General features: G+C 66.5%; 11 protein-coding genes and 1 pseudogene. 6 read left to right on the top strand and 6 right to left on the bottom strand.

Features of this window, described 5'->3' with window-relative positions:
- Both VXD91_RS29315 and VXD91_RS29310 read left to right on the top strand, forming a co-directional pair.
- Positions 1-641: pseudogene (locus VXD91_RS29315) on the top strand (hypothetical protein); the annotation flags it as partial.
- Positions 635-934, top strand: coding sequence for a hypothetical protein (locus VXD91_RS29310; RefSeq protein WP_346417044.1), 300 nt, complete (start codon positions 635-637; stop codon positions 932-934). The pseudogene VXD91_RS29315 and the gene VXD91_RS29310, both read left to right, overlap by 7 nt.
- 60 nt (positions 935-994) lie before the next feature.
- On the opposite strand, the gene VXD91_RS29305 is transcribed toward VXD91_RS29310, so the two are convergent.
- Genes VXD91_RS29305 through sdhC form a run of 4 tightly spaced genes read right to left on the bottom strand, consistent with a single transcriptional unit; the run spans position 995 to position 4461 of the window.
- Positions 995-1780: a succinate dehydrogenase iron-sulfur subunit gene (locus tag VXD91_RS29305; protein ID WP_020102797.1), complete on the bottom strand. Its 786-nt coding sequence runs from the start codon at positions 1778-1780 to the stop codon at positions 995-997.
- 1 nt (position 1781) lies between these two features.
- Entirely contained in the window at positions 1782-3536 is a 1755-nt protein-coding gene (gene sdhA, locus VXD91_RS29300) for a succinate dehydrogenase flavoprotein subunit (RefSeq protein WP_212806680.1), read from the bottom strand.
- An 11-nt stretch (positions 3537-3547) separates the two neighbouring features.
- The gene (locus tag VXD91_RS29295; protein WP_061002042.1) at positions 3548-3967 is read right to left on the bottom strand and encodes a succinate dehydrogenase hydrophobic membrane anchor subunit; all 420 of its coding nucleotides are present in this window, start codon (positions 3965-3967) and stop codon (positions 3548-3550) included.
- A gap of 59 nt (positions 3968-4026) precedes the next feature.
- The gene (gene sdhC / locus VXD91_RS29290; protein WP_212806679.1) at positions 4027-4461 is read right to left on the bottom strand and encodes a succinate dehydrogenase, cytochrome b556 subunit; all 435 of its coding nucleotides are present in this window, start codon (positions 4459-4461) and stop codon (positions 4027-4029) included.
- A gap of 225 nt (positions 4462-4686) precedes the next feature.
- On the opposite strand from sdhC, the gene VXD91_RS29285 reads away from it, so the two are divergent.
- From VXD91_RS29285 to VXD91_RS29270, 4 genes are all read left to right on the top strand, one after another.
- Positions 4687-5082 carry a cytidine deaminase gene (locus VXD91_RS29285; RefSeq protein ID WP_346417043.1) on the top strand — a complete coding sequence of 132 codons (396 nt, stop codon included), beginning with the start codon at positions 4687-4689 and terminating at the stop codon, positions 5080-5082.
- An 85-nt stretch (positions 5083-5167) separates the two neighbouring features.
- The gene (locus tag VXD91_RS29280) at positions 5168-6457 is read left to right on the top strand and encodes a thymidine phosphorylase (protein ID WP_212806675.1); all 1290 of its coding nucleotides are present in this window, start codon (positions 5168-5170) and stop codon (positions 6455-6457) included.
- Between the two features lie 51 nt (positions 6458-6508).
- Positions 6509-7330 carry a dienelactone hydrolase family protein gene (locus VXD91_RS29275; RefSeq protein WP_212806673.1) on the top strand — a complete coding sequence of 274 codons (822 nt, stop codon included), beginning with the start codon at positions 6509-6511 and terminating at the stop codon, positions 7328-7330.
- A 28-nt stretch (positions 7331-7358) separates the two neighbouring features.
- Entirely contained in the window at positions 7359-8444 is a 1086-nt protein-coding gene (locus VXD91_RS29270) for an adenosine deaminase (RefSeq protein WP_020102806.1), read from the top strand.
- Here the strand turns inward: VXD91_RS29270 and VXD91_RS29265 are convergent.
- Both VXD91_RS29265 and VXD91_RS29260 read right to left on the bottom strand, forming a co-directional pair.
- Entirely contained in the window at positions 8423-11380 is a 2958-nt protein-coding gene (locus VXD91_RS29265) for an MMPL family transporter (protein ID WP_346417042.1), read from the bottom strand. The genes VXD91_RS29270 and VXD91_RS29265 overlap by 22 nt on opposite strands.
- Complete coding sequence (locus tag VXD91_RS29260; protein ID WP_318986374.1) at positions 11377-11826, bottom strand: MmpS family transport accessory protein; 450 nt, start codon at positions 11824-11826, stop codon at positions 11377-11379. Before VXD91_RS29260 ends, VXD91_RS29265 begins: the two co-directional genes overlap by 4 nt.
- Positions 11827-11923: the final 97 nt, after the last annotated feature.

Genomic DNA, 11923 nt, shown 5'->3' with positions numbered 1-11923 from the left:
CGGATTCTCGCGATCTACTTCACGTTGGGCGGGGCATGGAACCGGCCGGTGGCCGTCAGCGTCCAATACGCATGGCGGGCAATTGGCCCTTTCGGGGCTCAGAGGCGTTGGCGGCGGGATTGGTGAGCCGGTACGACCTGGATACGCGGCACGACATGATCCACCGCGACGTGTACATCCCTCGTGGCGCTGTGATGACACCGGCCGATAAGGCCGTCGGCGTCTGGTTGTGGTCAGGGCGGCGTGGTGTTGTCGCGGGGCTGTCGGCCGCGGCCTTGCATGGATCGAAGTGGATCGGCGCCGACGAACCCGCCGAGATCAACCAGCCCAGCAGGCACAAGGCCGCAGGCGTGCTGTTGCACAGTGATGCACTCGATCCCGACGAAATCTGTGAACTCCGCGGCGTCAGGTCTACCAATCCGGCTCGGACCGCGTTCGATCTCGGCCGCCGCAAGGGGCTGACCAAAGCAGTCATCAGGGTGGATGCACTACTTCAGGCTTGCGATTTGAAACTCGTTGAGGTGCAGGCGCTTATCGACGCCCATCGGGGAATGCGGGGATTGGTCCAGCTACGTCGGGTGCTCGAATTGGCCGACTATGGTGCGAGTCGCCCCAGGAGACCCGAACTCGGCTGTTGCTGACAGAGGCGGGCATACGGCCCACCGACACACAGATCGAGGTGTTCGGCGAATACGGGGAACTGGTGGGGCGTATCGATATGGGTTGGCGGCGTTGGAAGGTCGGCGTCCAGTACGACGGCATTCAGCATTGGACCGACCCGAACCAACGGACGCGGGATATCGACCAGGACGTCGAATACCGGGATCTGGGGTGGCGAATTGTGCGGGTCGGCGCCAACCTGCTGAACTACCGCCCTCGCACGGTCATCGAGCGGGTGTGGGCTGCTCTGCGCGCTGCTGGGTGCCCAACGTGAAGAAGGTCGCGAGATTCGGGTGAATTCTCGCGATCTTCTTCACGTTCGACGCAAAATGCCCTAGCGGGCAAACATCAAGGCGCGCTTGACTTCCTGGATCGCCTTGGTCACCTGGATGCCGCGCGGGCAGGCCTCGGTGCAGTTGAAGGTGGTGCGGCAGCGCCACACACCGTCGACCTCGTTGAGGATGTCGAGGCGCTCGGCGGCGGCCTCGTCACGCGAGTCGAAGATGAACCGGTGCGCGTTGACGATCGCGGCGGGGCCGAAGTACGAACCCTCGCTCCAGTACACCGGGCACGAGGTGGTGCAGCAGGCGCACAGGATGCACTTGGTGGTGTCGTCGAAGCGGGCGCGGTCGGTCTGCGACTGGATGCGCTCACGGGTCGGGGGGTTGCCCGACGTGATGAGGAACGGCTTCACGGCGCGGTAGGCGTCGAAGAACGGCTCCATGTCCACCACGAGGTCCTTCTCCACGGGCAGGCCGCGGATGGGCTCGATGGTGATGGTCAGGTCCTTGCCGGGCTTCTTCGGCAGCAGGTCGCGCATGAGGACCTTGCAGGCCAGCCGGTTCACACCGTTGATGCGCATGGCGTCCGAGCCACACACGCCGTGCGCGCAGGACCGGCGGAACGTCAGCGTGCCGTCGAGGTAGCCCTTCACGTACAGCAGCAGGTTCAGCAACCGGTCGCTGGGCAGGCAGGGCACGCGGAAGCTCTGGAAGCCGGCGGCGTCCGGGTTCTCCGGGTTGAACCGGGCGATCTTCAGCGTGACCATGACGGCGCCTTCGGGCACCGGGGGCAGCGGCGGGTCGCCGGCTTCGGGCTTGTCCAATACGGGTGCACTCATGTCAGTACTTCCGTTCCATCGGCTCGTACCGGGTCTGGACGACAGGCTTGTAGTCCAGCCGGATGTCGGACAGGAGGTCGGCGCCCTGCTTGTAGGCCATGGTGTGGCGCATGTAGTTGGTGTCGTCGCGGTCCGGGTAGTCCTCGCGGGCGTGGCCGCCACGCGATTCCTTGCGGTTCAGCGCACCGACGACGGTGACCTCGGCCAGTTCGAGCAGGAAGCCCAGCTCGATGGCCTCGAGCAGGTCGCTGTTGTAGCGCTTGCCCTTGTCGTGCACCGTGATTCGGCTGTACCGCTCCTTCAGCGCGTGGATGTCCGTCAACGCCTGCTTGAGGGTCTCCTCGGTGCGGAACACGGCGGCGTTGTTGTCCATCGACTGCTGCAGCGCGGTGCGGATGTCGGCGACGCGCTCGTTGCCGTGGTCGGACAGGATGTCGCCGACCCAGCCCACGACCATGTCGGCCGGGTTGTCCGGCAGCTCGACGTAGTTGTGGTTCTGCGCGTACTCGGCGGCCGCGATGCCGGCGCGACGGCCGAACACGTTGATGTCGAGCAGCGAGTTGGTGCCCAGGCGGTTGGCGCCGTGCACCGAGACGCAGGCGCACTCACCGGCGGCGTACAGGCCCGGCACGATGTTGACGTTGTCCCGCAGCACCTGGCCGTTGATCGTGGTCGGGATGCCGCCCATGACGTAGTGGCAGGTCGGGTACACCGGCACCAGTTCGGTGACGGGGTCGACGCCCAGGTAGGTGCGGGCGAATTCGGTGATGTCCGGAAGCTTGGCCTCCAGCACCTCTTCGCCGAGGTGACGCACGTCGATGTAGACGTAGTCCTTGTTGGGTCCGGCGCCGCGGCCCTCGAGCACCTCCAGCACCATCGAGCGGGCCACGATGTCACGCGGCGCGAGGTCGACGATGGTGGGGGCGTAGCGCTCCATGAAGCGCTCGCCTTCGGCGTTGAGCAGACGCCCACCTTCACCACGCACGGCTTCCGAGATCAGGATGCCGAGGCCGGCCAGGCCTGTCGGGTGGAACTGGTGGAACTCCATGTCCTCCAAGGGAAGTCCCTTGCGGAAGATGATGCCCAGGCCGTCACCGGTGAGGGTGTGGGCGTTGGAGGTCGTCTTGTACATCCGGCCCGAGCCGCCGGTGGCGAAGACGATCGCCTTAGCGTGGAAGATGTGGATGTCGCCGGTGGCCAGCTCGTAGGCGATGACGCCGGTGGCGACGGGGCCGCCGGGGGTCTCGGTGAGGACCACGTCGAGCGCGTAGAACTCGTTGAAGAACTGGACGTCGTGCTTGACGCAGTTTTGGTACAGCGTCTGCAGGATCATGTGGCCGGTGCGGTCGGCGGCGTAGCAGGCGCGGCGGACCGGGGCCTTGCCGTGGTCACGGGTGTGACCGCCGAAGCGACGCTGGTCGATGCGGCCCTCGGGCGTCCGGTTGAACGGCATGCCCATCTTCTCGAGGTCCAGCACGGCGTCGATGGCTTCCTTGCACATGACCTCGACGGCGTCCTGGTCAGCGAGGTAGTCGCCACCCTTGACGGTGTCGAAGGTGTGCCACTCCCAGTTGTCGTCCTCGACGTTGGCGAGTGCGGCACACATGCCGCCCTGCGCGGCACCGGTGTGCGAACGCGTCGGGTACAGCTTGGTCAGCACGGCGGTGCGCACGCGCGGGCCGGCTTCCACGGCCGCGCGCATACCCGCGCCACCGGCACCGACGATGACGACGTCGTAGCGATGTTCCTGAATCATCCTGCGAGCCCCTATTTGATGTTCGCGTCGAAGGTGACGAGCACGTAGCTGCCCAGCACCAGGGTGAATCCGGTGGCCAGCAGCAGAATCGAGTTCAGCCAGAACTTGGTGGTGTTCTTGCGGGCGTAGTCACCGATGATGGTGCGCATGCCGTTGGCGCCGTGCACCAGCGCCAGCCACAGCAGGGCCATGTCCCAGATCTGCCAGAACGGCGAGGCCCAGCGCTGCGCGACGTAGTTGAAGTCGATGCGGTAGACGCCGTTCTGCCAGATCAGCCCGATGAACAGGTGACCGAGGGCGAGCAGCACCAGCGCGGCGCCGGAGAAGCGCATGAACAGCCAGGCGTACTTCTCGAAGTACGGGATGCCACGGGCGCGCCGGGGAGCGCGCGGGTGATCGAGGGCGGCGGGGCGGTCGTGCTCGCGCTCCATGACCGGGGCCGGGCGGCCCCCGCGGCGCGCCTCGGCGGCGCCGGAATCAGTGTGCGTGGTCACTTGAGCCACCCGTAGTGCTCAACCATGTGCATGCCCTCTACCCCAACTGCGGCGATGACGACCGCGATCCAGATGGCCAGGATGGTCCACAGCATGACCCGCTGGTACTTGGGTCCCTGCTGCCAGAAGTCGATCAGAATGACTCGCACGCCGTTGAGGGCGTGGTAGAGCACCGCCGCGACCAGGCCCATCTCCATGAACCCGATGATCGGCGTCTTGTAGGTGTTGATCACCTCGTTGTAGGCCTCGGGGCTGACCCGGACCAGAGCCGTGTCCAGAACGTGGACCAGCAAGAAGAAGAAGATGGTGGCACCGGTGATGCGGTGTAGCACCCAGGACCACATGCCCGGGTCGCCGCGATACAGGCTCCGTCGTTTCTGTGCTGAACGCGGCGCGGGTATGGCGGATTCCGCGGCTGCCGCTGTACTCATTTCGACCTCCAACGCCGTCGGTGGACGCGTGACCCGGCAGCAACTTTTTCGCGTGCCGAGCCCAAACCTCGGGGCGACTCTAATCCCAATTTGCGCACAGTCAGAACTAGCGTGTGGGGGGAATGGGCAACCCGCGCCGGAAATTAGGTTTGCCTACATTAACTTACTTGGTGGTCGGGTCGGTCCTCGAGTCAATATCGGGGTGCCGGGAACGGGGTGTCGGCGATGCCGGAAATTGACTGGAAACTGTTGCGCGACAAGGCAATAGCTGTTTCTCGGGGTGCCTATGCGCCCTACTCGAACTTCCCGGTGGGGGCGGCAGCGCTGGTCGACGACGGCCGAATCGTGGTGGGCTGCAATGTGGAAAATGTCTCATATGGCCTTGGCCTCTGCGCGGAGTGTGGTGTGGTCTGCGCCCTACATTCCAGCGGTGGCGGACGGCTGCTCGCGCTGGCGTGTGTGGACGGTTCGGGGGCCGTGTTGATGCCGTGTGGACGCTGCCGGCAGGTGCTGCTCGAGCACGGTGGGCCGGCCATGTTGATCGATCACGCATCGGGTCCGCGGCCACTGGCCGAACTATTGCCCGACGCCTTCGGGCCGGATGACCTGAACCGCCGGTAACGCCAAGCGGTGCAACACTTCTGATTACCCGCCGGTAACCAGTTTCGATGGGGTCGACCGAGGCCCCGGCAGGAGGATCCCAGCGATGCCGTTCGATGCGCCGACAGTCATTCGCACCAAACGCGACGGCGGTGTGCTGTCCGACGCCGCGATCGACTGGGTGATCGACGGCTATACCCATGGGCGCGTCGCCGACGCGCAGATGTCGGCCTTGTTGATGGCGATCTTCCTGCGCGGCATGACGCCGGCCGAGATCACCCGCTGGACGGCGGCCATGGTCGACTCGGGGGAGCGCTTCGATTTCACCGACCTGCGGCGCGACGGCCGGCCGCTCGCGCTGGTCGACAAGCACTCCACCGGCGGCGTCGGCGACAAGATCACCATCCCGCTGGTGCCCGTCGTCCTGGCCTGCGGTGGCGCCGTCCCACAGGCCGCCGGCCGTGGCCTCGGGCACACCGGCGGCACGTTGGACAAGCTGGAAGCGATCCCCGGGTTCACCGCCGAGCTGTCGAAAGACGCTATCCGCCAACAGCTTTCCGGTATCGGCGCGGCGATCTTCGCGGCCGGGGACCTGGCGCCTGCCGACCGCAAGATCTACGCCCTGCGCGACGTCACGGGCACGACGGAGTCGCTACCGCTCATCGCCAGCTCGATCATGAGCAAGAAACTGGCCGAGGGCGCCCGCTCGCTGGTGCTGGACGTCAAGGTCGGTCGCGGTGCGTTCCTCAAGACCGAGGCCGAGTCGCGTGAGCTGGCGCGCACCATGGTCGACCTCGGCACGGCCTACGGCGTCCCGACACGGGCCTTGCTCACCGACATGGACCGGCCGCTCGGTCGCGCGGTCGGGAACGCGATCGAGGTCGCCGAGTCGCTGGACGTCCTGGCCGGCGGCGGCCCGGACGACGTCGTCGCACTGACCATCGCCCTGGCGCGCGAGATGCTCGACGTGGCCGGCCTCGACGGCGTCGACCCCGCCCAGACCCTGGCCGACGGCACCGCGATGGACTGCTTCCGGCAACTGATCGCCGCACAGGGTGGCGATCCCGAGGCGCCCCTGCCGATGGGGACGCACACCGAGACGGTCGTGGCTTCGCGAAGCGGGGTGATGGGCGACGTCGACGCCATGGCGGTGGCGATGGCGGTGTGGCGGCTCGGCGCGGGACGGGCCCAGCCTGGAGACCCGGTGCAGGCCGGGGCGGGGCTGTACCTCCACCGGCGCAGCGGCGAGCCCGTCGCGGCCGGTGAGACCCTGTTCACGCTGTACACCGAGACTCCCGAGCGGTTGCCGTCAGCGCTTGCCGAGCTCGACGGCGGGTGGTCGGTGGACGACGCGGCACCGCCGCAGCGTCCCGTGGTGCTCGACCGCGTCGAATAGCCGCGAAACCAACGGTGGTCAGCGACTCCGCCCGCCACTAGGGTCGTCCGCATGGCTGACGATGACCTCCGCGACTTCGAGCGCACCGAGTTCACCCACGATGGCACGACCCGCACGGTCTTTCGGAAGGGCACCGGTCCGGCCGTCATCGTGATCGCCGAGATACCAGGCATCACGCCCAAGGTTCTCGACTTCGCCCGCAAGGTCGCCGACCTGGGTTGTACCGCCGTGCTGCCGCACCTGTTCGGCATCCCCGGCCTGGATCCGAACGCCAGCAACCTGGCGGCGCTCAAGGCCATGGGGTCGGCGCTGCCGTCGTGCATCAGCAAGGAGTTCACCATCCTCGCGACCGGAAAGACGTCGCCGGTGGTCGATTGGTTGCGCGCGTTGGCCCGTGCCGAACACAAGCGCTGCGGTGGCCCCGGCGTCGGCGCCATCGGCATGTGCTTCACCGGCGGCTACGCCCTGGCGATGGCCACCGACGACGTCATCCTGGCGCCGGTGCTGTCCCAGCCGTCGATGCCGTTGGGCCTGACCGCCAAGCAGCGCCGCAACATCGACATCTCGCCGGCCGACCTGGAGGTCGTCAAGGGCCGGTGCGCCGCGGGCCTCAACGTCATCGGCATGCGGTTCAAGAGCGACAAGCTGGTGCCGGCAGAGCGTTTCGACTTCCTGCGCGAGCAGCTGGGTGACGCCTTCATCGCCGTCGAACTCGAGGACGCCGACGCCAACCCGGATGCGCGCCTCGCGCCGCACTCGGTGGTCACCGAGCACCTGATCGACGAGCCGGGCCAGGCCACCCGGGCGGCGCTGGACCAGGTGCTGGATCTGTTCCGGACGCGGCTGCTGCTGGCGGACGAGCCGGCGGGCTAAAAGCGACGATCCGGCGCAAGATGGACAGATGACCACCCTGACGCTGGATCAGATCAAGCAGGCACCGAAAGCGCTGTTGCACGATCACCTCGACGGCGGGCTGCGTCCCGCCACGGTGGTGGAGCTGGCCGAACAGAGCGGCTATGGCGACCTGCCCACCATGGACGTCGACGAGCTCGCGAAGTGGTTCCGCACCCAGGCGCACAGCGGATCGCTCGTCCGGTATCTGGAGCCGTTCGCGCACACCGTCGGCGTCATGCAGACCACCGATGCGCTGTACCGCGTCGCGTACGAATGCGTCGAGGATCTGGCCGCCGACAACGTCGTCTACGCCGAGGTGCGGTTCGCGCCCGAACTGCACATCGACGGCGGTCTGGTGCTGGACGAGGTCGTGGACGCGGTGCTGGCCGGGTTCGCGGACGGCGAGAAGGCGGCGGCCGCGGCCGGGCAGGTGACGACGGTCCGCTGTCTGGTCACCGCCATGCGGCACGCTGCCCGGTCTCGCGAGATCGCTGAGTTGGCCATCCGGTTCCGCGACCGGGGTGTGGTCGGCTTCGACATCGCCGGTGCCGAGGCCGGCTACCCTCCGACCCGCCACCTCGATGCCTTCGAGTACATGCGGGGCAACAACGCGCGGTTCACGATTCACGCCGGTGAGGCCTTCGGCCTGCCGTCCATCCACGAGGCCATCGCGTTCTGTGGCGCCGACCGGCTGGGCCACGGCGTCCGCATCGTCGACGACATCGAGGAGGGGCCGGACGGCACCTTTCACTTGGGTCGGGTGGCGAACATCGTGCGGGACAAGCGAATTCCGCTGGAGATGTGCCCGAGCAGCAACGTGCAGACCGGCGCCGCGGCCAGCATCGCCGAGCATCCGTTCGACCAGCTGGCGCGGCTCCGCTTCCGCGTCACCGTGAACACCGACAACCGCCTGATGAGCGACACCACCATGACGCAGGAGATGGCGCTCCTCGTGAACGAGTTCGGCTACGGCTGGACCGACCTGCAGCGGTTCACCATCAACGCCATGAAGTCGGCCTTCATCCCGTTCGACGAGCGACTGGCCATCATCGACGACGTCATCAAACCGCGCTACGCCGTGCTGGTCGGGTAACTGTCGGTCGGGGTGTCGTCGACGAAGCCGGAGCGCCCGGCCGCGCCCGCCGACACCGTCTCCTGCTGAGCGGGCTGCTGGAACGCCTTCGGCACGAACCTCTCGGTGTTGTACTTACCGCGCGGGTGCACCACCTGCGGCCACCAGAACCAGCGGCCCAGCAGCACCGCGATCGACGGCATGAGCAGTGACCGCACGATGAAGGTGTCGATCAGCAGACCGATGGCGATCGTCGAACCCATCTGTGCCAGCACGATGAGCTTGCTGGCCATCATGCCGGCCATGGTGGCTGCGAACACCAGCCCGGCCGAGGTGACGACACCGCCGGTGCCGGCCATGGACCGGATGATGCCGGTCTTGAGGCCGGCGTGGATCTCGTCCTGGAACCGGGAGACCAGCAGCAGGTTGTAGTCCGAGCCGACCGCCAGCAGGATGATGACCGACATCAGCATGACCAGCCACTGCACCTGAATCCCGAACAGGTCCTGCCACAACAGCACCGAGATGCCGAACGACGCGGCGATGGAACTGCCTGCCGTGCCGACGATCGTCAGGGCCGCGACCGCGCTGCGCGTCAGGATGAGCATGATCATGAAGATCAGCGTCAGCGATGACACCACGGCGATCATCAGGTCGTAGCGGGCGCCGTCGGCCATGTCCTTGTAGGTCGCCGCGACGCCGCCGAGGTAGATCTTGGCGTCCGACAGCGACGACATCTTCAGGGCGTCCTGGGCGGCCTTGCGTTCGGCTTCGACGCGGTTGATGCCGTCGACCGTCGCGGGGTCGGTCTGGTGGGTGATGAACATGCGCGCGGACTTGCCGTCCGGCGACATGAACATCTTCAGGCCGCGCTGGAAGTCCGGGTTCTGGAAGGCCTCGGGCGGTAGGTAGAACAGGTCGTCGTTCTTGGCGCCGTCGAAGGCGGCACCCATCGACAACGCGGTGTCGTTCATGGCCTGCATCTGGTCGATGAGGGCCTTCTGCGAGTTGTACGACGCCAGCGACAGGTCACGGCTGGTCTTCATCGACGCGATGGTCTGGGGGAGCAGCGCCGTCAGCTTCGGTGCCAGGTCGGCCAGCTTGTCGGTGTTGACCTGGACGTCGCCGGTCCGGTCGGTCAGCTCATCGATGCCGTCCAGGGAGTCGAACACCGACCGCATCGCCGCGCACATCGGGATGTCGAAGCAGTGCGGTTCCCAGTAGAAGTAGTTGCGCATCGGCCGGAACTGGTCATCGAAGTTGGCGATGTTGTTGCGCATCTCCTCGGTGACCTCGAGGAGCGCCTGCGACTTACGGGCCGAGTCCTGTGTCAGCTTGGTCTGCTCGAGCGACAGCGCGTACTGCTTCTCGAGGATGCTGATCGACACGTTGGTGGCGTCGACCATCCGGAGCTGGTCCTCCAGCTGCTTGCGCTGGAACGGCAGGTTCATGTTGCTGGTCTGGCCCGAGACGCTCGTCTGGAACGGAATCGAGCTGTGCTGGATGGGAATTCCCAGCGGCCGCGTGATGCTCTGCACCATGGCGATGCCGTCGGTGTGCATCACGTTGCTCGCGATCTTGTTGAGCACCAGCATGTCTGCGGGATTGCGCATGTCGTGCGTCGACTCGACCATCAGGATGTCGGGGTTCATGCGGGCCTGCGTGAAGTGCCGGTCCGCGGCGGCGAAGCCGACGTTCACCGGCGCGTCCTCGGGCAGGTAATAGCGGTCGTTGTAGGCCGGTTTGTAGCCGGGGATGGCGACGATGCCGACCAGCACGACGAACAGGCTGGCCACCAGAATCGGTGCGGGCCAACGCACGACGGCCGTCCCGATGCGGCGCCAGAAGCGGCTCTGCGGCGGTCGCTTGGACTCGTACATCCCGACGCGGCTGCCGAGGTACAGCACGGCCGGGCCGAGCGTCACCGAGATCGCCACCACGACGAGCATGCCGATCGCGACCGGTGCGCCCATCGTCGTGAAGTACGGCAGACGGCAGAAACTCAGGCAGTACGTCGCGCCGGCGATGGTCAGGCCGGAACCCACGATGACGGGTGCGACGGACTTGAACGTCGCGTAGTACGAGTCGTCCCGGTCCAGTCCGATGCCGCGGTCCTCGCGGTACCGCCCGAAGATGAAGATGCCGTAGTCGGTGGCCGCGGCGATGGCCAGCATCGTCAGGATGTTGCCCGCGAAGGTCGTCAGCCCGAACACGTCGTGGGTCGCCAGGACCGACACCACGCCGCGCGCGGTCAGCAGCGCCAGGAACGTCAGGAACAGCTGGACCAGCGTGGTCCGCACCGAGCGGTAGACCACCAGCAGCATGCCCGCGATCGCGGCCAGGGTGATCAGGGTGATCATGACTAGGCTCGCGTTGCCGATGACGTGCATGTCGTCGGTCAGCGCGGCGGGACCGGCGACATGCGCCTGCACCCCCGGCGGCGCCTTCGTCTCCTCGATGACCTTGCGGACGGCGTCGACACCTTCGTTGGCGAGCGTCATGCCCTGCTCGCCGGCGAGGTTGATCATCACGTAGGACGCCTTGCCGTCGGCGCTCTGTGCACCGGCTGCGGTCAGCGTGTCACCCCAGAAATCCTGGATGTGCTGGATGTGCTCGGGATCCTGCTGCAGTTTGCGGATGATCTCGTCGTAGTACTTGTGGGCGTCCGGACCCAGCGGTTCCTTGCCCTCGACGACGATCATGATGGTGCTGTTGGAGTTGAACTCCTTGAAGTTCGCGCCCATCAACTTCATGGCGTGCATCGACGGTGCGTCCTCGGGCGCCATCGGTGCGGCATGCAGCTCGCCGACGACCTCCAGCGGCGGCGCGATCACGTTCACCAGGACGGCGATCGCGACCCAGAACAGGATGATCGGCACCGACAGGATGCGCAGCGCATGGGCGAACTTCGGCCGCTTCTCCGCCGTCTTGTGCTGTGTCTCAAGTGTTTCGGTCATGCGGACTTCACCAGGCAGTAGGTCTGGGCGTTGACGCCATCGGCGGACTGCTCCTCGCGGACCGTCCCGTTCACCGTGACCCGGCAGCCGATGTGGTCGCTGCTCTGCTCACTGTCGCTGCGCGCCATCAGGTTTGCGCTGACGGTCGGCAGCGTGGTGGACAGGGTGACGGACCAGGGCAGCGCGGCGCTCACCGAGTGCACGTTGGCGTCGGGATCGAAATAGCTGATCTCTGCCGAACTTCCCGGCGGCCCATAGACCTCGTATACCAGGACCTTGGGGTTGAACTGGACGATCTCGACGCCTGCGCCGGCATGCGCGTTGAGGTTCTCCGACCCGAACTTCGCGTGCAGGCGGGACACCACGAGGCCCGACACCGCCAATACGGCCACCAGGACGAGCGGTATCCAGACTTTCTTCAGCAGGCCCTTTGATTCCGACCGCACCCGACCACCTTCCGCTCAACACGCGCTGACCGAATCCCCGACGATCAAGCTGCTGCCTTCGCCTGCGCTCGGCAGGCGGCTCCGCTCACTCAGCGGA

The sequence above is a fragment of the Mycobacterium sp. SM3041 genome (assembly GCF_039668335.1).
Classification (GTDB): Bacteria; Actinomycetota; Actinomycetes; order Mycobacteriales; family Mycobacteriaceae; genus Mycobacterium.
This window is presented reverse-complemented; position numbering and strand designations above follow the sequence as displayed.

What these genes read in the sequence shown, in the direction of transcription:
- VXD91_RS29305 (WP_020102797.1), bottom strand. Translation starts at nt 1,780, where the DNA reads ATGAGTGCACCCGTATTGGACAAGCCCGAAGCCGGCGACCCGCCGCTG.
- sdhA (WP_212806680.1), bottom strand. Translation starts at nt 3,536, where the DNA reads ATGATTCAGGAACATCGCTACGACGTCGTCATCGTCGGTGCCGGTGGC.
- VXD91_RS29295 (WP_061002042.1), bottom strand. Translation starts at nt 3,967, where the DNA reads ATGGAGCGCGAGCACGACCGCCCCGCCGCCCTCGATCACCCGCGCGCT.
- sdhC (WP_212806679.1), bottom strand. Translation starts at nt 4,461, where the DNA reads ATGAGTACAGCGGCAGCCGCGGAATCCGCCATACCCGCGCCGCGTTCA.
- VXD91_RS29285 (WP_346417043.1), top strand. Translation starts at nt 4,687, where the DNA reads ATGCCGGAAATTGACTGGAAACTGTTGCGCGACAAGGCAATAGCTGTT.
- VXD91_RS29280 (WP_212806675.1), top strand. Translation starts at nt 5,168, where the DNA reads ATGCCGTTCGATGCGCCGACAGTCATTCGCACCAAACGCGACGGCGGT.
- VXD91_RS29275 (WP_212806673.1), top strand. Translation starts at nt 6,509, where the DNA reads ATGGCTGACGATGACCTCCGCGACTTCGAGCGCACCGAGTTCACCCAC.
- VXD91_RS29270 (WP_020102806.1), top strand. Translation starts at nt 7,359, where the DNA reads ATGACCACCCTGACGCTGGATCAGATCAAGCAGGCACCGAAAGCGCTG.
- VXD91_RS29265 (WP_346417042.1), bottom strand. Translation starts at nt 11,380, where the DNA reads ATGACCGAAACACTTGAGACACAGCACAAGACGGCGGAGAAGCGGCCG.